The 20792-nt window shown below is 68.7% G+C and carries 16 protein-coding genes and 7 pseudogenes; 13 read left to right on the top strand and 10 right to left on the bottom strand.

What is annotated here, in order from left to right; genetic code table 11:
• Positions 1 to 36 precede the first annotated feature (36 nt).
• The 5 genes from IEJ02_RS06710 to IEJ02_RS06690 all read left to right on the top strand — a co-directional run bounded on the left by IEJ02_RS06710 (position 37) and on the right by IEJ02_RS06690 (position 5370).
• On the top strand, positions 37 to 1089 hold the full coding sequence (locus IEJ02_RS06710; RefSeq protein WP_191063865.1) for an LLM class flavin-dependent oxidoreductase: 1053 nt from the start codon (positions 37 to 39) through the stop codon (positions 1087 to 1089).
• A 2-nt stretch (positions 1090 to 1091) separates the two neighbouring features.
• The gene (locus IEJ02_RS06705; protein WP_191063864.1) at positions 1092 to 2777 is read left to right on the top strand and encodes a (2,3-dihydroxybenzoyl)adenylate synthase; all 1686 of its coding nucleotides are present in this window, start codon (positions 1092 to 1094) and stop codon (positions 2775 to 2777) included.
• Positions 2725 to 4029 (top strand): DegT/DnrJ/EryC1/StrS family aminotransferase, encoded by a 1305-nt coding sequence (locus tag IEJ02_RS06700; protein ID WP_223863488.1) that lies wholly within the window; start codon positions 2725 to 2727, stop codon positions 4027 to 4029. Before IEJ02_RS06705 ends, IEJ02_RS06700 begins: the two co-directional genes overlap by 53 nt.
• Complete coding sequence (locus tag IEJ02_RS06695; RefSeq protein WP_191063863.1) at positions 4029 to 4217, top strand: tautomerase family protein; 189 nt, start codon at positions 4029 to 4031, stop codon at positions 4215 to 4217. Before IEJ02_RS06700 ends, IEJ02_RS06695 begins: the two co-directional genes overlap by 1 nt.
• A gap of 586 nt (positions 4218 to 4803) precedes the next feature.
• Positions 4804 to 5370 (top strand): flavin reductase family protein, encoded by a 567-nt coding sequence (locus IEJ02_RS06690; protein WP_223863487.1) that lies wholly within the window; start codon positions 4804 to 4806, stop codon positions 5368 to 5370.
• A 17-nt stretch (positions 5371 to 5387) separates the two neighbouring features.
• Here the strand turns inward: IEJ02_RS06690 and IEJ02_RS06685 are convergent.
• Positions 5388 to 5525 (bottom strand): annotated as a pseudogene (locus tag IEJ02_RS06685) (IS3 family transposase); the annotation flags it as partial.
• A gap of 41 nt (positions 5526 to 5566) precedes the next feature.
• Positions 5567 to 6039 (bottom strand): annotated as a pseudogene (locus tag IEJ02_RS06680) (MmyB family transcriptional regulator); the annotation flags it as partial.
• Between the two features lie 14 nt (positions 6040 to 6053).
• Between IEJ02_RS06680 and IEJ02_RS06675 the strand changes: the two are divergent.
• Positions 6054 to 6569, top strand: a pseudogene (locus IEJ02_RS06675) (SDR family oxidoreductase); the annotation flags it as partial.
• A 180-nt stretch (positions 6570 to 6749) separates the two neighbouring features.
• A pseudogene (locus IEJ02_RS06670) lies at positions 6750 to 7040 on the top strand (non-reducing end alpha-L-arabinofuranosidase family hydrolase); the annotation flags it as partial.
• Here the strand turns inward: IEJ02_RS06670 and IEJ02_RS06665 are convergent.
• Both IEJ02_RS06665 and IEJ02_RS06660 read right to left on the bottom strand, forming a co-directional pair.
• Positions 7024 to 8181 carry a serine hydrolase domain-containing protein gene (locus IEJ02_RS06665; RefSeq protein ID WP_191064037.1) on the bottom strand — a complete coding sequence of 386 codons (1158 nt, stop codon included), beginning with the start codon at positions 8179 to 8181 and terminating at the stop codon, positions 7024 to 7026. The pseudogene IEJ02_RS06670 and the gene IEJ02_RS06665 sit on opposite strands and share 17 nt — an antisense overlap.
• 357 nt (positions 8182 to 8538) lie before the next feature.
• Complete coding sequence (locus IEJ02_RS06660) at positions 8539 to 9333, bottom strand: FadR/GntR family transcriptional regulator (protein WP_223863486.1); 795 nt, start codon at positions 9331 to 9333, stop codon at positions 8539 to 8541.
• Between the two features lie 785 nt (positions 9334 to 10118).
• Here IEJ02_RS06660 and IEJ02_RS06655 point away from each other — a divergent pair.
• The gene (locus IEJ02_RS06655; RefSeq protein WP_191063861.1) at positions 10119 to 10931 is read left to right on the top strand and encodes an acyl carrier protein; all 813 of its coding nucleotides are present in this window, start codon (positions 10119 to 10121) and stop codon (positions 10929 to 10931) included.
• Positions 10932 to 11234: 303 nt separating this feature from the next.
• Here IEJ02_RS06655 and IEJ02_RS06650 read toward each other — a convergent pair.
• Positions 11235 to 11906: pseudogene (locus tag IEJ02_RS06650) on the bottom strand (beta-galactosidase); the annotation flags it as partial.
• A 103-nt stretch (positions 11907 to 12009) separates the two neighbouring features.
• Between IEJ02_RS06650 and IEJ02_RS06645 the strand changes: the two are divergent.
• The 5 genes and pseudogenes from IEJ02_RS06645 to IEJ02_RS51360 form a co-directional block, all read left to right on the top strand.
• Positions 12010 to 12771 carry an SDR family NAD(P)-dependent oxidoreductase gene (locus tag IEJ02_RS06645; RefSeq protein WP_223863485.1) on the top strand — a complete coding sequence of 254 codons (762 nt, stop codon included), beginning with the start codon at positions 12010 to 12012 and terminating at the stop codon, positions 12769 to 12771.
• Positions 12772 to 12838: 67 nt separating this feature from the next.
• Positions 12839 to 13588 carry a FadR/GntR family transcriptional regulator gene (locus IEJ02_RS06640; protein ID WP_191063860.1) on the top strand — a complete coding sequence of 250 codons (750 nt, stop codon included), beginning with the start codon at positions 12839 to 12841 and terminating at the stop codon, positions 13586 to 13588.
• Positions 13585 to 14730: a galactonate dehydratase gene (gene dgoD / locus IEJ02_RS06635; protein ID WP_191063859.1), complete on the top strand. Its 1146-nt coding sequence runs from the start codon at positions 13585 to 13587 to the stop codon at positions 14728 to 14730. The genes IEJ02_RS06640 and dgoD overlap by 4 nt, the downstream gene beginning before the upstream one ends.
• A 49-nt stretch (positions 14731 to 14779) precedes the next feature.
• Positions 14780 to 15412: a bifunctional 4-hydroxy-2-oxoglutarate aldolase/2-dehydro-3-deoxy-phosphogluconate aldolase gene (locus IEJ02_RS06630; RefSeq protein WP_191063858.1), complete on the top strand. Its 633-nt coding sequence runs from the start codon at positions 14780 to 14782 to the stop codon at positions 15410 to 15412.
• Positions 15409 to 15679: pseudogene (locus IEJ02_RS51360) on the top strand (PfkB family carbohydrate kinase); the annotation flags it as partial. The gene IEJ02_RS06630 and the pseudogene IEJ02_RS51360, both read left to right, overlap by 4 nt.
• 311 nt (positions 15680 to 15990) lie before the next feature.
• On the opposite strand, the pseudogene IEJ02_RS51355 reads toward IEJ02_RS51360, so the two are convergent.
• The 5 genes and pseudogenes from IEJ02_RS51355 to IEJ02_RS06605 all read right to left on the bottom strand — a co-directional run.
• Positions 15991 to 16212, bottom strand: a pseudogene (locus tag IEJ02_RS51355) (transposase); the annotation flags it as partial.
• A 40-nt stretch (positions 16213 to 16252) separates the two neighbouring features.
• Entirely contained in the window at positions 16253 to 16837 is a 585-nt protein-coding gene (locus IEJ02_RS06620) for a DinB family protein (protein ID WP_191063856.1), read from the bottom strand.
• Positions 16838 to 17001: 164 nt separating this feature from the next.
• Positions 17002 to 17244 carry a hypothetical protein gene (locus tag IEJ02_RS48315; RefSeq protein WP_223863484.1) on the bottom strand — a complete coding sequence of 81 codons (243 nt, stop codon included), beginning with the start codon at positions 17242 to 17244 and terminating at the stop codon, positions 17002 to 17004.
• 374 nt (positions 17245 to 17618) lie between these two features.
• Positions 17619 to 19814, bottom strand: a complete 2196-nt coding sequence (locus IEJ02_RS06610) for a xanthine dehydrogenase family protein molybdopterin-binding subunit (RefSeq protein WP_191063855.1) — start codon at positions 19812 to 19814, stop codon at positions 17619 to 17621.
• Entirely contained in the window at positions 19811 to 20791 is a 981-nt protein-coding gene (locus tag IEJ02_RS06605; protein ID WP_191063854.1) for an FAD binding domain-containing protein, read from the bottom strand. The genes IEJ02_RS06610 and IEJ02_RS06605 overlap by 4 nt, the downstream gene beginning before the upstream one ends.
• Between the last annotated feature and the right edge of the window lies 1 nt (position 20792).

The following is a 20792-nucleotide window of genomic DNA, read 5'->3' as shown; positions in this document are numbered from 1 at the left end:
CCGGACGCCCTGATCACATGATGCCTTGGAGTTTCCATGGACTTCGGACTGAACTTCTTCCCCGTCGTCGACCCGGCGCGCAAAAGCGCTCCGCAGTACTACGAAGAGACCATCGGCCTCGCCGTGCTCGCCGACAGCCTGGGCTTCGAGCATGTGCAGACCGTGGAGCACTACGGATCGGCATACGGCGGGTACTGTCCCGATCCGGTAACCCTGCTCAGCGCGATCGCCGCCAGGACACGCCGCATCCGGATCACCACCGGGGCGGTGATCGCCGCTTTCAATCATCCACTGAAGACGGCGGCCAAGCTGGCGATGCTCGACAACCTCTCCGGCGGCCGGCTCGACGCTGGATTCGGCAGGGGTTTCCTACCCGATGAGTTCGACTGGTTCCAGGTTCCGATGTCGGAGAGCAGAGCGCGGTTCTCCGAGACGGTTGAGGCCTGCAAGGCTCTCTGGACGGGCGAAAACGTGACCTGGTCGGGCGAGTTCTACACGTTCGGACCGATCACCTTGTTGCCGCGCCCCCTCCAGCGCCCGCATCCACCGGTGTTCGTCGCCTCCGCGACCAGCGCTGAGTCCTGTGCCGCCGCCGGCAAGTCCGGAAACCACCTCCAGGTCGTCCCCTCCGTCACTTCCAAAGAGCAACTCCAGGAGATGCTGGCTGCGTACCGGGAGGCATGGACGGCCGGCGGTCACTCCGGCAGGGGCCGGATCCAGATCAAGTACACCTGCTACCTCTCAGAGGACAGAGGCGAAGCCCTGGCAGCCGCCGAACTGTTCGAGCACAACTACATCGAGCACATGGCGGGCGCCGTGGCGGCCTGGGCCGGTGCGCGCAGTGACCAGTACCCAGGGTACGAAAAGTTCGTCGACAAGGTGCGTGCATACGACTTCCACAACGCGCTCGCAGCCGGAAAGGTGCTGGCCGGTACCCCCACGGAGGTACGAGACCAACTGGCCGCGATCCGCGAGTGGTACGGCGACGACCTGACGGTCAGTATCCAGATCAGCCCCGGCCACATGCCACTCGAACAGAGTGAACGCGCTCTTCGGCTCTTTGCCGAGCGTGTGATGGCGGAGGTGTGACGATGCTCGAAGGATGCGTTGCCCGGCCGGCAGACGAGGTGGCCCGCTACCGTGCCTCCGGCTACTGGGCTGGTGAACCGCTCGGGGCCGCGCTGCGCCGCTGGGCGGCACAGTACGAGGACCGCGTTGCCCTGGTCGGGGCGGGACACCGGATCACCTACTCCGAACTGGACTCCTGGGTGGACCGGTTGGCGTCGGGCCTGCGGGGCTTGGGTATCGGCGCGGGCGACCGGGTCGTCATCCAGCTTCCCAACATTCCCGAGTTCGTGGCCGTCTGCTTCTCCCTCTTCCGGGTGGGGGCCGTGCCGGTGTTCGCCCTGCCCGCACACCGGTCCCACGAGCTGCGGCATCTGTGCGAGATCTCGCAGGCCATCGCTCACGTGGTGCCAGGCCGCCAACCGGGATTCGACTACCTCGGCCTGTCGGCCTCGCTGCGCGAGCAGGTTCCTTCCGTCCGTCTCACGCTGGTGGCGGGTGACCCCGGTACCGACAGGGCGTCGGACGTGATCGGACTGGACGAACTGCCTGCGGGCGCGGCCGTGAGCGCCCGCACCACGCGCACCACCGCAGGCGGTGAAGGTGAATCGGACCCGGCGGATGTCGCCTTCTTCCTGCTTTCCGGAGGGACCACCGCGCTGCCGAAACTCATACCGCGGACCCACGACGACTACGGCTACCAGATCCGCGCAACCGCCGAGGTGTGCGGCGTGGGCCCGGACACCGTCTATTTGGCGGTGCTGCCGGTCGAATTCAACTTCACCTGGGGCTGCCCCGGCATCCTCGGCGTCCTGCACTCGGGGGGCACCGTGGTCTTTGCCCCGGACCCGAGCCCGGAGGAGTGCTTCGGGTTGATCGCCAAGGAGGGGGTGACCCTGACCTCGGTGGTGCCGACCATCGCCCATCTGTGGATGGACGAGGCCGAACACTCCCGGCCCGACCTGACGAGCCTGCGGTGCCTGCAGATCGGCAGCGCCAAACTCCACCGGGAAGTGGCCGAACGGGTGGGCCCCGTGCTGGGCTGCTCGCTTCAGCAGGTGTTCGGCATGGCCGAGGGTCTGCTCACCATGACCAGGGCCGACGACCCGGCCGAGGTCGTCCTCGGCACCCAGGGACGTCCCGTGTCCCCCGCCGACGAGATCCGCGTCGTGGATCCGGTGACTGGTGCTCAGGTGGCGCCTGGCGAGGTGGGCGAGCTCGTCACACGTGGCCCCTACACGCTGCGCGGCTACTACCGGGCTCCGGAACACAACAGCAAGGCGTTCACGCACGACGGCTTCTTCCGCTCCGGCGATCTGGTCCGGGTCACCCCGCGGGGCGACCTCGTGGTCGAGGGCCGGGTGAAGGACGTCGTGATCCGCGGTGGCGACAAGGTCTCCGCCACCGAGCTCGAAGGGCATCTGATCGGCCACCCACACGTCGGCCAAGCCGCCGTGGTGGCCGTCCCCCACCCGATACTGGGCGAGGCGATCTGTGCCTGTGTGATACCCGACGGCACACCACCGCGGCTGGGGCAACTGAAACGGATGCTCCGCTCCGCGGGCGTGGCCGACTTCAAACTCCCGGACCTGCTGGAGATCTACGACGCTTTCCCGCTCACAGGGCTGAGAAAGGTCGACAAGAAGACACTTGCGGCGGATGCGCGACGCCGGCAGTCCAAACGTTACTCAGGGGGATTACATGAAGGCTGACCGTGTGTACGACGTACCCTTCGCCCGGCGCGGAAGCGTGCTCGACGACGCCGAGTTCCGGGCCCTGACCGATGTGCTGCACTCCGACGCTCCACTGACAATGGGGGCATGGCGCAACAGGTTCGAGGAGGAGTTCCGCGACTACCTCGGTGTCCGTCACGCCTTGTCAGTGACCAGCGGAACCGTCGCCCTGGAAATCGCCATCGGATTGCTCGACCTTCGTCCGGGTGATGAAGTCGTGGTCACCCCGCAGACTTTCCAGGCGACCATCCAGCCACTGCTCGATCTGGATGTCACAGTGCGCTTCTGCGACGTCGATCCGTACTCGCTCAACATGGACGCGGGCCATCTGGCCGCTCTGCTCACCGACCGGACTCGCGCGATCCTCCTGGTCCACTACGGTGGCTGGCCGGCCGACATGGACGCCATCATGCGCCTGGCACGGGCCCGGAACATCGTGGTGCTGGAGGACTGCGCACACGCTCTCGGCGCCGAATACCGGGGGCGCCGCCCCGGCGCCCTGGCCGATATCGCCTGCTTCAGCTTCCACTCGTCGAAGAACATCACCACCCTCGGCGAAGGCGGCATGATCACCTGCGACCGTGACGACTGGGCAGAACGGATAGACCGTCTGCGGTCGAACCAGGTCGACGGAGTCTTCGGCAAGTCCCGGCCCTCGGGAGCAAGAGCCCCCGAGCTGCTCCCGTGGATGCAGTACTCGGAATACGTCTACCAGGGAGCCTGCGAATCCGTGCGGCGGGCCGGCACCAACGCCACCATGTCCGAGGCGGCGGCCGCCGTCGGCTCCGTCCAATTGGCCAAGCTGGACACCTTCGTCGCACGACGCCGCGAGATCGCCGACCGACTCGATGAGGTGGCGGCGGCGTACCCCGGCGTACGGGTCCAGCGGCCCGAAGACGGGATCCGGCACGCCCACCACCTGTACACCTGCTTCGTGCCCGGCGGCGCGGACGGCCGGGCTCGTCTGGTCCAGGCCCTGGACCGGCGGGGTGTGGAGATCCAACTCCGCTACTTTCCGCTTCATCTGGTCCCGGAATGGCGGGCCCGGGGCCACAGCCCGGGAGAGTGTCCGACTGCCGAAAGCCTGTGGTTCGAAGAGCAGGTCAATTTGCCCTGCCATCCGGGGCTGACTGAGCGTCAAGTGAACTGTCTCGTTGATGCCTTCGCTGACAGCCTCAAGGAAGTCATGCTGATCCCGCTATCCCATGGAGCACACGGAGGGAATCCCTGATGCCCCTCATCGAGGTCAAACTGTACGAGAAGCGGCTTACCCCGGAGACGCGGAAGCAACTGATCGAGCGTCTCACCGATGCAGCCGAGTCCGTCTTCGGCCCGGAGGTCCGGCAGCACACCTGGGTGGTACTGCACCCTGTGCCGGCGGAGAGCTGGGGGATCGCGGGCGAGCCCGGAGATTCCTGAACGTTGCGAACGCTGTTCGCTTTAAGTTAGGGTGCCCTAACTTAAGAGGAGTCGACGGGAAGCGAGTACAGCCAATGGAGACGCGGTTCGAGGGCTGGCCAGTGGTGACGCTCACGGCAAGCGGAGAGCCGGCCTCCGAAGTACGGGAGGCCATCATCGCCATGCTTCGTACCGCACTGGAGCGAGGACAGCCATTCGCCGCTGTCGTCGATGTCACGGCCCCGGCGGCTACCGGAAGCGGACCTGACGGGCATCCACGCTCCGATCCGCACGTCTCAGAGCAAGCCAGGGCCGTCAAGGACATGCGGACGGCCCTGGCAAGCCGGTGCCAGGGCCTGGCATTCGTGGTTCCGGCAACTGCCGCCGCAGACCCTGGATCACGGTTCTGGGGTTGCCCCGTAACGAGCGTAAGGCACTTCCCGGCCGCCCTGTCTTGGGCCCGAACACGTCTGACGGGCTAGAAAGAGGGGGTTATCCCACCCCCTGGTGCCGGAAGACGGGCGCCCCTCGGAGCGGAGCAGCCCGCAACGCGACCATCAGGATGACCATCCTCGCCCTTTGAGACGGTGGCCACATGGGAGGTGTGATGACAGACATCGCGGATGACCCCGAACTCAGTCGCACAACGCTCCGTAAGGCACTCTCGGCAGTGCCCACCCCGGTCACCGTGGTAACCGCTTCGGACAGTGAGGGGCCATACGGCCTGGTCGCCGGGTCATTCGTTTCGATATCCCTCGACCCTCCACTTGTGGGCTTCTTCGCGGCGAGGTCGTCTACCAGTTGGCCCCGGATAGCGCAGACAGGCTTCTTCGCGATCAATGTTCTCGCCGCAGGCCAGGATGATCTGTGCGTACGGTTCTCCCGAAGCGGCGGCGACAAGTTCACTGGCATGCGGTGGACTTCGTCCGAACTCGGCAACCCCCTGCTGCCCGGCGCGGTGCTCTGGATCGACTGCAGGCTCTGGGAAGTGAAGGCATTAGGCGATCACTTGCTCGCCGTGGGTCGAGTCATCGCTCTGCACGAGGGAGCGCAGAGCGAACCACTGGTCTTCCACGCGAACGAACTACACACGCTGCCGCCAAAACACAACGAAGGACTGATTCCGCCCAGCCCACAGGCTTGCAGGTCCTTTGAAGTGCCCCGAGTTTCGTAGAGTCCGGTGGTCTGCTCTCAGGCGGACTGCGGAGGTTGCTCCAGTCTTCGCCAATAGTCGCGTTCGTACTCGGCGGGTGATACGTAGTGGAGTGCGGAGTGGAGCCGTTCTTCGTTGTACCAGGTGACCCATTGGAAGACCGCGCGTTCGACCTGGTCGAAGCCGGTCCGACCGTGCCGTCGCGGTGGACCACGACGAAATTCTCCGCACGTGCGTCGAGGAAGGCGTACCTGGCGAAGTTCGGGGGCTGCTGGGCCATGTCGAAGAGGTCGGCGTACAGGGCGCGGCCCAGGTTGTTGGCCGCGAGGAGGTCGAGGCGGCCGTTCTGTACGACGGCGGGCACGCTCATGGAGTCGAGGACCTGCTGCACCGACGCGGTGATAGGGGAGTGCGCTTGGGGCGCTTGCGGCGTGAGCCGGGTGCGACGCTGCGTGCCAGGTCGTACAGGTGGGCGCGCACGTCGTCGTCGAGTTTCAGCGCACGGGCGATCGCGTCGAGCACGCTCTCGGACGCCCCACCGAGTTGGCCGCGCTCCATACGGGTGTAGTACTCGACGCTGAGGCCGGCGAGCATCGCGACTTCCTCGCGCCGCAGTCCTTTGACGCGGCGGTTGCCTCCCACGTAGGGCAGCCCGGCCTGCTCGGGCGTGATCCGCGCCCTGCGGCTCATGAGGAAGCCCCGGCGGCCGCCTGGACATGGCGTTCAACAACGCCGGCATCCAGGTGCCGCCGACCGACGCGGCCGACGAGACGGCCGAGAACTTCGACCGGGTCAACGCCGTCAACCTGCGCGGCGTCTGGGCGGCGATGAAGCACGAACTGCGGCAGATGCGCGAGCAGGGCAGCGGCGCCATCGTCAACTGCTCATCCCTGGGCGGGCTCGTCGGACTGCCCGAGCGTGCCGCCTACCACGCCTCCAAGCACGGCGTCATCGGCCTGACCCGCAGCGCCGCGGTCGAGTACGCGCCCCGCGGCATCCGCATCAACGCCGTGTGCCCCGGCGTCATCGACACCCCGATGGTCACCGACATGGTCGAAAACCAGGCCGAGGCCATGGCTGAGATCATCAAGGAACAGCCCATCGGCCGACTGGGGACAGCGGACGAGGTCGCAGCAGCCGTCCTGTGGCTGTGCAGTCCCGGCGCCGGCTTCGTCATCGGAACGGCTCTCCCCGTCGATGGTGGCTTCACCGCCCATTGATACGGCGTCGGACAGGCACTCCCCCGTTGCCGACGGCGGATACACCGCGCAGTGACCTCTGGGTTGCGATCGCCTTCACGAGCGAGTCCGGGCCCTCTCGCGGGGCGCGGGCGCTCGGACAAGGCTCCGTGACAGGTCGCGGGCGGCACAGGTCCGCAGCGGTCGAGCACCCGCCACGCGGCGATCGGTGCGAGGGGGCGCTACTTCCGCTCGTTCACGGCCTCCAGCCTGAGCGGTTCGTGGACCCCGCAGGCCAGCAGCGAAAGCAACCCCTTCGCGAGCAAGGCCAACAGCGGTGCCACCTGGACCAACGGCATCAGCCACGGTGACCTGGTCCGCAACAACCCCGACCAGACCATGACGATCGCCCCCTGTAACCTGCAGTTCCTCTACCAGGGCACGTCCCCCTCCGCCGACGGCCCCTACGACCAACCGCCCTGGCGACCGGGTGTCCTTACCCTGCAGCGCTAACGGTCTGAAGCGCGTCGTAGATGGCCGTGACGTAGGTGCCGCTGCGGTCGGAACCGATGATGCCGGGGGCCATCCTGTTCATCATGTAGGAGATCGTCATGCGCCGATCGAGGTCCATGATGATCATTGACCCGCCCCAGCCTCCCCAGAAGCAGATCTTTCCGTCAGGGATCCAAGCGATGGTGTCCTTCTTGGGCAACGCGTAGCCGACACCCCAGCGCAGCGGGATGCCAAGGACCACGTCCACGCCGTTGGCCTGTTCGTTGAAGATGAGATCGATCGTGTCCGGGCCGAGCAGGCGGATGCCGTCGACCTCACCACCGCGGGCGATCGCAGACAGCACACGTGCGACGGAGCGAGCATTTCCGTGGCCGTTCACCGCGCCCATGTCCGCGCGGCGCCAGCTCGGTGTGTTGGCATCGTTCGCCTCGATGACGGGTCCGCTCGCGGCCTTGACGCCCGGGTTGTCCGCTCCCAGGGCGTCGGCGTCGAAGCGCATGGGGGGTGGCGGAATCACGTTCGCGATCCGGCCCCAGTCCTCCTCGGCGGCACCGATCTGGAAGTCGGCGCCCAGCGGGCCGGCGAGTTCCTCGGCGACGAACCGCTTCAGGGGCTTTCCGCTCACGCGCCGGATGACCTCGCCGAGCAAGTGACCGAAGTTCGTCATGTGGTAGCCCGAGGCCGTTCCCGGCTCCCACCAGGGGGCCTGAGCGGCCATCCGGGCGGTGGACTTCTCCCAGTCGTAGAGGTCCTCGAGCACGGCCGGCTGATCGAGACCGGCGACCCCGGAGGTGTGCGAAAGAAGGTGGCGGATTTCGACGCCCTGTTTGCCGTTGGCGGCGAACTCGGGCCAGTACTCGGCCACCGGTGCGTGAATGTCGAGTTCGCCACGATCGACGAGCATGAGCGCTGCCAGGCTGGTGACGGCCTTCGTTGTCGACCACACATTGGTGATGGTGTGTTCGTCCCACGCCACGGTGTGACCCGGATCGCGGAAGCCGCCCCACAGGTCGATGACGACGTCGCCGTCTATGTCGAGGACCAGGGACGCGCCCAGTTCCTCGCCGGAGGCCACGTTCTGTTCGAACTTGGCGCGGACGGTGTCGAATCGGGCGTCATGCCTTCCCTCTATGTTGCTCATAGCACACGCTAACACCTGACGCGACGTCAAGGAGTAGGCCCACGTGGGCGCGCGGGCGCTCGCGGTCGTCACCTCCGGTGCGGCGCCGGGAGCGCACGAGTGTGCCGCCGATCAGGACGACGTGGCGGCCTCTCGACGCCCTCCCCCGGCCCGGTGACGTTCGACCTGGCGGCCACCGCCCTGGTGGTCGTCGACATGCAGAACGTACATCGCCACGTACATACCGACCGCCGAACCGCCTGCGGCAGCGGACCTGCCGACAGGCGGGACGGCTTCCATCCGGTGAAGCACACAGACGGCACGTTGACGGTGTGGGTTGGTCGACTCCTCACATCCTCACATGTCCCCGGCACGTCATCACGTCCGAGATCGTGGCGGCCCGGTGGGGTCGGAGCGGTCCGGACATTCTCGTACGGGGCCACTCCGCCACGACGTCTCGTCGCCGGCCGGTCCCGGTCGGCCCGCGGTCTCGTCGTGGGCCAGGTGCTGACGCAGCCACTGCTCCGTCGTGCTCACATGCATCAGCGCCGCTGCCTCGGCCAGTGCGGAGTCCCTGCGCAGCAGTGCGGCGTAGATCGCCTCGTGCTCGGCGATGGTCCGGTCACCGGCGTGGTCGTCGACCATGCCGCGCCAGACCCGGCCGCGCACGGTGCGGCTGGAGATGCCCTCCAGCAGCGTGGCGAGGGTGCTGTTTCCGGCGGCTGCGATCACCGCCCTGTGGAAGGCGGCATCGTGCTCGTTGAGCAGCTCGACATCGTCGCGGGCAGCCCTCATCGCGTCAAGGTGGTGCCTGACGCCGACGAGGTCGTCGTCGGAGATCCGGGTGGCGGCAAGGCCCGTGGCAATGGGCTCGAAGAGCCTGCGGACTTCGGTCAGTTCCAGCAGGGTGTCACCGTGGAGCAGTTCCACCGCCGAGCCCAGCCCCTCGAGCAGCAGCGCGGGCTCCAGACTCGTCACATAGGTCCCGTCACCGCGCCTGACATCCAGGACCCGCGCGACAACAAGCGCTCTGACCGCCTCACGCATCAGGTTCCTGGACAGACCGAGCTCCGTGGCCAGCTGCTGCTCGGGCGGCAGCTTGGCTCCCGGCGGCAGTTCGCCGGACTGGATCAGCTCCCTGATGCGGGCGATTGCCTTGTCGGTCAAGGACATAGGCGGACTCCACACTCTCTGCTCAGCTACGCCACGCTAACAGGACCTCCCATGTTCCAAAAGAGACGGGAAGTCCTTCACGGGCAGCCAGCTGGCCGATGGCCACACTCTTCGGCCGTCACCTGCGAAAGTGCGTTCCTGCCGCCCGATCCATAGCCGGTTGTTCGACTGAGCCCGAATGAACACATCCCATGTTCACGGCCTCGATGCGTCAGGCCCGCCTGTTCCGGGTCGTCCTCGGCCTGGTAGTACGTCTCGCCGAACGGCGGCTCGGCCCAGTCGTGCACGGTGCCGCCGACGAGCAGCTCCTCGTAGCGAGCGCAGACGGCACCGGGCTCATGCCAGACGGCGACAACCGTGAGGACCCGGAGGCGGTGAACCCGAAGCTCGAGCCGGCGAGTCCGGTGGTGACCGCGTCACGCCATGAAACAGACCTAAACGCTCAGTTAGGTTTGCTGATTCAGCCTCCAGCGTTGACGCCTGGCGAGGGGCGCCAGCGGCGCAGGGTGCCGACGCCCCCTCGCCGGGGTCATTCCTCGTCGGCGGCGTCCGGATCGCGCGGCGGTCGCCGAGGGCAATGCGGGGCGGCCTGCGGCTGACATCCAGGTGAACACGCAACCCGGACAAACCCATCTCCTGCCACAGCCGCGTAACAGCGTCCGGGCAAGGGACAACTCCCGCCCCACCCCGCCGGTCGAACCTGGTGCGTCGCACACCTGCGCTGCGGCGGAACCGGTGCCGCCCGGCGCGACTCCTGTAGTCCCGACAGAAGTTGGAGTTGACCCGTGCCCAGGAAGTCCCTGCCGACGCGGCTTGCCGCCACCGCCGCGCTCCTGCTCGCCGCAGGCGCCCTGTCCGCGCCCGCCGCCTCAGCGAAGCCCTCGGACGCCTCACCCGGCGACGCCTACGTGCTGACCGTGCGCACCAACCCGACCAGCACCGACTTCGACAACCGCAACGTCGACGTCACCGGCACCGTCACCAAGGCCGACGGTACCCCGGCGCCCAACATCCCCGTCACCATCCAGGAAGTCGTCCTCTTCACCACCTGGAATCCGTGGGGCGACCCGATCGACCCCAACTACTACGAGCCGCGCCACCTGGGCACCCCGGTCACCGACGCCAACGGGAAGTTCACCATCCCCGACGTCGCCATCGACCATGTGAGCGGCAGCAGCCTGCTCAATGTCCAGCACCGGGTGCAGATCACGGCCCTCTACGACGAGGACGGCGACCCCAACACCCCGCAAGACGGCTACTACGCGGACACCACCGTGGCCGCCAACGCCAAGCCCAGCGCCGTCAGTTACCAGGTCAACAAGAAGAAGGTGAAGGCGGGCGACATCCTCACCGTCCAGGGCAAGGTCAGCCTCCCCAAGGGGGTCGAGCCCGAGGGCACCGAGGTCTTCCTTCAGACCTACTGGGAGAGCGAGTACCACGTGAAGACCACCGTCGAGGACGACGGCTACTTCGTGCTGTCCGTGCGCGTCTCGCGCCAGGACAACACGTTCAAACTGCGCACGGCTCCGACGGACCTCTACGTAGCGGGCACGGAGCAGCCGCTCCCGATCACCAACACCTCGCTCCCCCGCACGTAGCCCTCCGGACGACGAGACTTCGGGCCCAGGGGCCGTAGCCCCGGGAGAGGGGCCCTGGGTCCCAGCGACGGTCACCCTCGCGCGAGCGGGGGTGACCCTTGGGAGAGCCGGAACATGAGGTGCGGACAAGGCCGTGCAAGCCGAGGACGGCCGCTGTCCACCCACCCACCTGCCAGCCGCTTTGCCGGGCAGTCCGCCGCCGTCGGCACCGCGTTCGCCGACGCCGCCGGTCCAGCGTGCGCACCGCCGGCCCTCCTGCCTCGCCCAGGAGGCGGGCACGGTCCTGGCTTGGATGGAGCCCCTGTCGACCGAGACGATGTCCTCCTCGGCGGCCCAGCGGAAGGCGTCGACGGGCTTGTGCACGCCGATGAAGTTCGTGGTGACGGGGACGTCCGGGGTGATCCGCCGCAGCACCTCCTTCTCCGCCAGGTAGCACTCCAGCAGGGCGTTGTCGGAGAACCGGGAGACGTCCAGTTGCTGCGCGGGGTTGGGGAAGGTCGGCGCGAGCCGTGGCGGCGGCACCTCGTCGAAGCTGTCGTGACCCTGGGATCAGAAGGCCGTCGACCAGGCGTCGTTGAGTGCCTCGATGTCGCCATACCGGTCGGACAGCCAGCGGGGGAAGTCGGCCGCCGACTCCTCGCACCAGCACATCGGGGTGTGGCAGCCGTACTCGTTGCCGATGTGCCACATCTCCAGCGCGGGATGGTCGGCGTAGCGGGTGGCCAGCCGCTCGACCAGGTGCGTTGCGTGGCCGCGGTAGACGCCGCTGGAGGGGCAGTAGTGCTGACGTCCGCCCGGCCACAGGCGGCGGCCGTCGGCGGTCTCGGGAAGGATGTGCGGGTGCAGCCGGGACAGCCACGGCGGCGGGGGCGCCGTCATGGTGGCCAGGCATACGGCCACCCCCGCCCCGGCGAGGTTGTCCATGACCCGGTCGAACCAGGTGAAGTCGAACTCCCCGGGCCTGGGCTCCACCTTGCATGGTGGCCAGTCTTGGAGCGCCGGTCGCAGCCAGTCAAGATGTTTGCATTATTAATTGAAAGCGTTATCGTGGCCCCCTATCGGAAGGGGAGAGCGTGCGATGACGGAATGCCGCAGGATGGCGGGGCGGGTCGCGGTGATCACCGGTGCCGCGCACGGTATCGGCGCGGCCACGGCCCGCAGGCTCGCGGTCGAGGGCGCGACGGTCGTGCTCACGGACGTGGACGACGCGGCGGGCAAGGCGGTCGCGGCACAGATCGCGGAGAGCGGGGAGCGGGCGGAGTACGTACGCTGCGACGTGACCTCCGCCTCCGACTGGGAGGATCTCGCCCGCCACGTCGACCAGCGTCACGGGCGGCTGGACGTGTTGCACAGCAATGCCTTCGCCCAGCTGAACAAGCCCGCACACGAACTGAGCGAGACCGAGTGGGACGGTCAGATGGCCGTGCTGCTGAAGCCGGCCTGGCGGGGGATGAAGACCTTCGCGGGCCCGCTGCGCGAGGCATCGGGGTCCGTCGTCCTCACCTCCTCGGTGCACGCGGTCATCGGCCTGCCAGGGCATGCCGCGTACGCCGCGGCGAAGGGCGCCCTGTGCTCACTGGCGCGGCAGCTCGCGGTCGAGTACGGCCCGCACATCCGGGTCAACACGGTGCTGCCCGGCCCCATCCTCACCGCCGCCTGGGACGGGATCGCAGAGGCCGACCGGGAACGGAGCGTGGCGGCCACCGCGGCCAAGCGGTTCGGGCAGCCGGACGAGGTGGCCGCCGCCGTCGCCTTCCTCGCATCAGCCGACGCCTCCTACGTGACCGGCGCGAGCCTCGTGGTCGATGGAGGATGGAGCGTCATGAAGGAGTCCTCGTGAGCGGTGCCCACGAGGCGGCGAGCCGTGCACGAGTCCCGCGAACCGGCCTCGGGCGGAATCGGAGAACGTGGTGACCTATCCCGGCAAGGGACTGCACGGACAAGCCGTGGAGGAAATAGGCCGGCGCATCATCCGCGGCGACCACCCGCCCGGCTCCGTCCTGCACCCGGATCAGCTCGAAGCCGAACTCGGCGTCAGCAAGACCGTGGTGCGCGAGGCGATGCGGGTGCTGGCGTCCAAGGGGCTGATCGAGTCCCGGCAGAAGCGCGGCACGACGATCCGGCCCCGTGCCCACTGGAACCTGCTCGACAGCGACCTGCTGCGCTGGCAGGGCAGCAGCGCTCCCACCGAAGGCTTCCTGGAAGACCTCGCCGAGGTCCGCGCCATCGTCGAGCCCGCCGGCGCCCGGCTCGCCGCGACCCGCCGCACCGAATCCGATCTCGCCGCCATGCGCCGGGCACTCGACGCGATGGCGGCCGCCGGGTCGGACGCGGACGCGATGGTGGAGGCCGACCTGGCCTTCCACCGCGCCCTGCTGGACGCCGCCCACAACGAACTGCTGAGCCGGATGGAAGTCGTCATCGAGGCGGGGCTCGGCATACGTGACCGGATCGTGCACGGTGCCCAGCACTTCTCGGACTCCGTACCGGTGCACCAGGAACTGCTGAGCGCCATCGAAGCGGGCGACCCGGACGCCGCCGTGGCCGCCGTCGAATCGCTGCTCACCCAAGCTTCCGAGGACTTGGCAGCCGTGCAGTCGAGAGACCAACACGACGAAGACACCACCACCGCGGCCGTGCAGGAGGAATCCCCTTGAAAATAACCGGGCTCGAGACGTTCCTGGTGGCTCCCCGGTGGCTGTTCCTGCGTATCGCCACCGACGAAGGGATCATCGGCTGGGGCGAACCCGTGGTCGAAGGCCGCGCCGAAACCGTACGCGCCGCGGTCCACGAGCTGGCCGACTACCTCATCGGGCAGGATCCGCTGCGCATCGAGGACCACTGGCAGGTGCTCACCAAGGGCGGCTTCTACCGCGGCGGTCCGATCCTCTCCAGCGCCGTCGCGGGCATCGACCAGGCGCTGTGGGACATCGCCGGCAAGACCTACGGCGTCCCGGTGCACCGGCTCCTCGGCGGCCCGGTACGCGACCGGGTGCGGATGTACGCCTGGATCGGCGGAGACCGCCCGTCCGATGTGGCGGAGCTGGCCAAGGAGCAGGTGCGGGCGGGCTTCACCGCCGTGAAGATGAACGGTTCGGCCGAACTCGCCCCGATCGACACCCCGGCACGCACCGCCGAGGTCGTCGAACGCGTCACGGCCGTCCGCGAGGTCCTCGGCGACGAACGGGACATCGCCGTCGACTTCCACGGCCGGGTCTCCACCGCCATGTCGCGCCGCCTGCTGCCGCTGCTCGAACCGCTGCACCCGATGTTCGTGGAAGAGCCCGTCCTGCCGGAACACTCGAGCCATCTGCGCAGCCTGGTGGAGTCCACCAGCGTGCCCCTCGCGACCGGGGAACGCCTCTACTCCCGCTGGGACTTCCGCGAGGTCCTGGCCAGCGGCATCGCCGTCGCCCAGCCCGACCTGTCGCACGCGGGCGGCATCTCCGAGGTCCGCCGCATCGCGGCCATGGCCGAAACCTACGACGTGGCCATGGCGCCGCACTGCCCCCTCGGCCCCCTCGCCCTGGCCGCGAGCCTGCAGATCGCCTTCGCGGTACCCAACTTCCTCATCCAGGAACAGAGCATGGGCATCCACTACAACCAGCAGAACGACCTGCTGGACTACGTGATGGATCCCGCACCCTTCCGATTCGACAACGGCTATGCCATCGCCGGCGCTCGGCCCGGGCTGGGCGTAGAGATCGACGAGAAGGCGGTACGCCGTGCCGCCGAGACCGGACACCGCTGGCGCAACCCCGTATGGCGGCGCACCGACGGATCGTTCACCGAATGGTGACGCGCCCCCGGCCCGTCCGATTCAGCGCACCAGGAGAGAGCCCCACCCCATGAACCTCGTGGAAACACTGCGAACACACCGCCTGCTGGCGATCGTGCGGGGCAACGACCCCGACGCGGCGCTGCGCGTCGTACTCACCCTCGCCGAGGAGGGCATCGAGGCCATGGAGATCTCGTTGACCACGAACGACGCACCGACGGTGATCGCGCGGGCGCGCGCCGAACTCGGCCCAGAGGCGCTGGTGGGCGCCGGCACGGTGCGCACAGCTGCCGACGCCGCTCGCGCCGTGGAGGCCGGCGCGTCGTACCTCGTCACCCCGGCGCTCGTCGACATCCTGCGAACCGCCGACGTCCCGGACGACACACCGGTGCTGATGGGCGCCCTGACACCGAGCGAAATCGAACTCGCCCTCGCGCGGGGCGCCTGTGCGATCAAGCTCTTTCCCGCTTCTCTCGGCGGACCGGCCTACCTGCGGGCGCTGCGCGACCCGTTCCCCGACGTGCCCATCGTGCCCGTCGGCGGAGTGGACGCGGCCGCCGCCCGCGACTACCTCGGCCATGGCGCACTCGCTGTCGGCGTGGGCTCGCCACTGATCGGGGATGCCGCCGACGGCGGCGATCTTGGCGACCTCCGTACCCGGGCGGCCGCCTTCCGCGCCATGATCACGCGGGACGCGCCATGACGGCCCCGACCGACCGGGCCCCGACCGACCGGGCCGCGCCCGAAGTGGTCACGTTCGGCGAGACGATGGCCGCGCTACGGGCCCACAGCACGCTACGGCTGGGGGGAAGTCTCGGCCTTTCCGTAGCCGGAGCCGAATCCAACGTCGCGATCGGCCTCGCCCGGCTCGGCCACCGGGGTGCGCCGGGCCGACCGGGTCGGCGCCGACGAACTGGGCGCGCTGGTGCTGCGTACACTCCGCGCCGAGAACGCGCAACTGGCCCCAGCCACGTGCTGCTCGGCGCCGTCGCGCCGGTACGCGACCGGCCGGACACCTGGATCGCTGCCGCGGGCCCCGGAATCGCGCTGCTCACCGCCGACGGCGGACTGGAATGGCGTGCTTCGTGCGATACGAGGCTGCCTGAGCCGAATGAACTCACGCCGGACTCGACGCCTGGCCGCGCGATGCGCGCGACGAGCCCACGCTCGCGCAGCCAGGCCAGGTGTTCGGCGGAAAAGTACGCCTTGTCCGCGCGGAGTTTGACGGGGCGGCGTCGCCGTTGCTCCCGGCGGGACCGGATGGCGGGGATGAAAGCGGCGATGCGCGGTGGCGGGGGACGTGCCGAACGTCGGCGGCAGGTGCCGCCATGCACAGCCGGTGGTCAGGACGTACACCACTGCCGTGAACACGGCCCGTTCGTCACACGGAGCGGTCCCACCACCTTGCGGTCGAGCCGCGAACGACGGCAATAACGGGGCAACCAGCTCCCAGAGTGCATCAGGAACCACACGCTTCGACAGAGCAGCACTCACGACCGGCATCATGCCGCTCGAACATCAGGTCACGTCGTGGGAGGGCCTTCTAAGCCTTGGTTGGTGCGGCCGTCCTGGCGGCCTGCTCGATCTTCGTGAAGTAAGCCGCACGGGCTTCCTCGTCGATCGGCTGCTCGTTTTCGGCGCGCACCCCGGTCCGGCCGTCGACGCCCTCGCGCAGGATGTCGGCATGCCCGGCATGCCGGATGGTCTCGCCGAGGACATGGACCATGATGGCGAACAGGTTCGTGTTCGGATAAGGCTCCGACCACCAGGGCACGTGGCCGGGGGCATCGAGGGGAAGCTCGTTGATCGTCGCGTCCGAGTGTTCCCACGTGCGCCGGTAGAACCCGATGATCTGATCGCGGGTCTCGTTCTCGGCCGCCCAGTGATCGCTGCCGTCGGAGTCCTGCCACCGGCACAGCGGTTCCGGGGAAGGGCGGTCGAAGACCTCACCGAAGTACCTGGCCTCGACCGTGGCCACGTGTTTGACCAGGCCGAGGAGGTTGGTTCCGGTCGCTGTCAGAGGCCGGCGCGCGTCGTATTCGGACAAGCCATCGAGTTTCCAGAGCAGCGCCTCACGGTCCCGCCGCAGTCTCTTGTGCAGGTTTTCTTTCGCGAACTCATCGATCATGCGACACGAGCCTGCCATGGGCTGCTCATGGTCTCAAGATCCCGTACGCGGTCCGCAACGACCGGCGGAGCCGTGGTCAGCTATGGTCACCGCCCCGACCTGCCGCAAGGAGCTCAGGAACCTGCCCACGTGAGACAACCTCTCAGTCCGTTGTTTCCGAAGTCTCAGCTCCGCCGCTGATGCAACCGCAGTTGGCCGAGGCCCGACGCATGCGGACAGTGCAGCTGTTCGAGCAGGACGGGTCCCGCGTTACGGGCGAGGCCGGTGCCGGGCACGAACCCGGGGTTGAAGGCAACGGCGTCGCTCCCCGTCGGCAGCCGGCGCGCGCCCGGCATCCGGAGGTCGGCGACATCCTGCTCGACTGCGACGTCCTCATCCTGCCCCGGGGCGGACCTGCGTATGGTCACCTGCACCGCAGCAGTCCGAAAGCCGCGACGCGGGCAAGCTTGGCCTTCTCCGCGGCACAGGCGGCCGCGCCACCACCGGGCTCCCCTGACCGACGCTTGCTGGACGGACAGCCGCTCGGGGCAAGTGTCCGCGTCCCCGCCGATGGAGGCGAGGGCGGTGCGTCCGCCCGTAGCTGGGCTGCGGCCCGGTCCGCCACTGCCTGGCCCGTCTGCCGACCGCTTTGCGGAGCCGCCGCCGCGCCGGCGGGGAGTCCACGCGCGGCGGCAGCCGGCGGGGAGTCCACGCGCGGCGGCGGCCCTTGGGAGGTCCCGCAGCGACGGGGGTGGGCTGCCGGACCGATCCATGGGGGCAGTCCCTGAGGGGACTGCCCCGGTCAGATCAACGCCTCAGCGGTGATGGGCAGTTCGCGGATGCGGCGGCCGGTGGCGTTGAAGACCGCGTTCGCGATCGCGGGTGCCACCCCGACCATCACGACCTCGCCGAGCCCCTTGACGCCGAGCGCGTTGGCCTCGCGGTCCTCGCCGTCCAGGTAAATCGCTTTGACATCGGGGACGTCGGCGTTGACGGGGACGAGATAGTCGGCCAGGTTGGCGTTCACGATCCGCCCGTCGCGGTGGTCGGTGACCGTGTGCTCCAGCAGGGCCGTGCCGATGCCGCCCACGATGCCGCCGATCGCCTGGCTCTCGGCGAGCTTGGGGCTGACGATGCGGCCCGCGTCGTACACGCCGAGCATGCGCCGCACCCGGACCAGCCCGAGACGGGCGTCGACGGCGACCTCGGCGAAGGTGGCGTTGTAAGCATGGTAGGCGTGCCGCTCGGGACTCGGCGGCCCGTCGTAGGAGCCGAGGGCTTCGAGGTGAGAGCGGTCATGGCGGGCCAGCAGGCTCCGGTAGGTTTCGCTTCGGGACGGGGTGCCCTTCACGTGCAGCCGGCCGCTGCGGACCACCACGTCGTCCGCGTCCACTCCGTACAGCGGCGACTCGCGGTCCTCGACGGCCAGCTTGATCGCCTGCCGTCGCACCTTGTTGCAGCCGTCGAGGACGGCGCTGCCGACAGAGGCCAAGGTCATCGAGCCGCCGTGAGGCGGCGTCGGCGGGTAGAGCGAGTCCCCCAGCCGGAAGGTGACCGTGCGCATGGTCAGTCCGAGGGCATCCGCGGCGACCTGCGTCTGGGAGGTGTAGGTGCCCGGTCCCATGTCGCTGGACGCGGCCTCGACCACGGCGGTCCCGTCGGCGTCCAGGCGGACCCGGGCCTGGGCCGCCACCCGCCCGGGACCGTAGACACCAGCGGCCATACCCATACCGATCAGCCAGTCGCCCTCGCGCCGGGCACGCGGCCGGGAGGAGCGATGGTGCCAGCCGAACTCGCGGGCGCCGACGGTGTAGCACTCACGGAGCCGACGGGTGGAGAACGGCAGGTTCTTCGCCTCGTCCTCGTTCGGTTCGTTGCGCTGGCGCAGTTCTATGGGATCGATGCCGAGTTCGTGCGCGAGCTCGTCCATGGCCGACTCGATCACGAACGACGCCGTGGCGAAGCCCGGACCGCGCTTCCAGACCGGGGTGTTCACATCCAGCGGCACCGTCCGGTACACCTGGCTCACGTTGGCCATGCTGTAGAGCATCTGGCCCGCGGGCAGGATGTCCTCGGTGAAGGTCTCGTACGACGAGGTTTCGGAGTCCATCTCGTGGACGGCGGCGGTCAACCGCCCTCGCCGACTGCTGCCCAGCCGCAGACGGTACTCGTAGGAGGGCCGGAAGCCGGTACCGAAGTACATCTGCCTGCGGCTGAGCACCAGCTTGGCCGGGCGGCCCGTCTCCCGCGCGGCCACCGCGGCGACAACCGTGTGCGGCCAGCAGCGCAGCCCGCTGCCGAAGCCGCCGCCGACGAACGGGTTAATGACGCGCACCGAAGCCTTGGGCAGGTCGAAAACAGCCGCGAGTTCGTCATGGGTACCCACCACCCACTGCGTCTTGTCCCACACGGTCAGCTTGTCGCCGTTCCAGCGGGCGATGGTGGCGTGCGGCTCCATCGGGTTGTGGTGGTTGCGCGCCAGCTGATACGTCAGGTCCAGCCGTACGGCGGCGTCCCGCAGGGCGGCTTCCGCGTCGCCGCGCGCGTAGTTCGTCGGCTTGTCCGGCTCGGCCTCGTGCAGGTCGGTCGAGGGCTGCTCGACGTCGTAGCCGAGCTTCACCAGGCCCGCCCCGTGCTGCGCGGCCTCCAGAGTGGTGGCGACCACGACGGCGACCGGCTGTCCGTGGAAGAGCACCCGGTCGTCCTGGAAGACCCGCAGCCTGCGGCCGGGCGGGTTGTTGGACCCGGCGTTGTCGCGGTACGGCAGCTTCGGCGCGTTGCGGTGGTGGATCACCCGCAGCACGCCCGGATGCTCCTCGGCCGCGCCGGTGTCGATGGACGTGATCCGGCCGCGGCCGATGCTCGCATCGACGATGACGGCGTGCACGACCCCGTCGACGTCGTGCTCAGCGGCGTACTTCGCCCGGCCGGTGACCTTGAGCCGACCGTCCACCCGGGACAGCGGCGCACCCACGGCCGCCTGCGGCTGGGGGCTCACTTGCTACCTCCTACGATGCGCAGCTGGCGTTCGACGGTCCGCTTCAGCAGCTCGGCCTTGAACCGGTTGTGTCGCAGCGGGCGGGCCTCGTCCGCTGCCCGCGCGGCGGCTGCTGCCCACAGGGACTCGGATGGTCGTTCACCGACGAGATGCCGCTCCACGTCGGGTAGCTTCCACGGCACGGTGCCCACTCCCCCGGCCGCGACCTTCGCCTCGCGGATCACTCCCCCGCGCACGTGCAGTGCGACGGCCGCGGAGGTGAGGGCGAACTCGTACGACTGCCGGTCGCGGACCTTCAGGTAGCCGGACTTGAGGGGACGCGGAAGGGCGGGGATCTCCACCTCCGTGATCAACTCGCCCGGTTTGATGGCCTGTTCACGATCAGGAGTCTTGCCCGGCCGCAGCAGGAAGTCGGCGAAGGGGGCCTGACGCGCCCCGTCCGGACCCAGCAGATGGACCCTGGCCTCCAGGGCCGCGAACGCGACGGCGACATCGGAGGGGTGGGTCGCTACGCAGGCGTCGGAGGTGCCGAGGATCGCGTGCGTCCGGTTGAAGCCGTGCCGTGCGGCGCAGCCGGAGCCGGGCTCGCGCTTGTTGCAGTCGGCGGTCACGTCACGGAAGTACGTACACCTGGTGCGCTGCATGATGTTGCCGCCGATGGTCGCCATGTTCCGCAGCTGGGCCGATGCGCTCAGCTCCAGCGCGTCGGAGATGACGGGATACAGCGTGCGCACCTTGGGGTGGGCGGCGGCCTCGGACATGGTCACCAGCGCACCGATCCGCAAGCCCCCGCGCTCGGTCACGTCAACCTCGCGCAGGGGCAGATCGCTGATGTCGACGAGCGTCTCGGGTCGCTCGACGGTTTCGCGCATCAGGTCGACGAGGGTGGTGCCGCCGGCGATGTATCGCCCGCCGCGACGACCGGCGTCGAGCGCCTCACGGGTGTCGGAGACGCGGGTGTAGGTGAAGGGATGCATT

The sequence above is a fragment of the Streptomyces sp. 5-10 genome, from assembly GCF_014712245.1.
In the GTDB taxonomy this organism is placed as follows: Bacteria; Actinomycetota; Actinomycetes; order Streptomycetales; family Streptomycetaceae; genus Streptomyces; species Streptomyces violaceusniger.
Note: the sequence above shows the minus strand (reverse complement) of the source record. Positions and strands in the feature narration are given on the sequence as shown.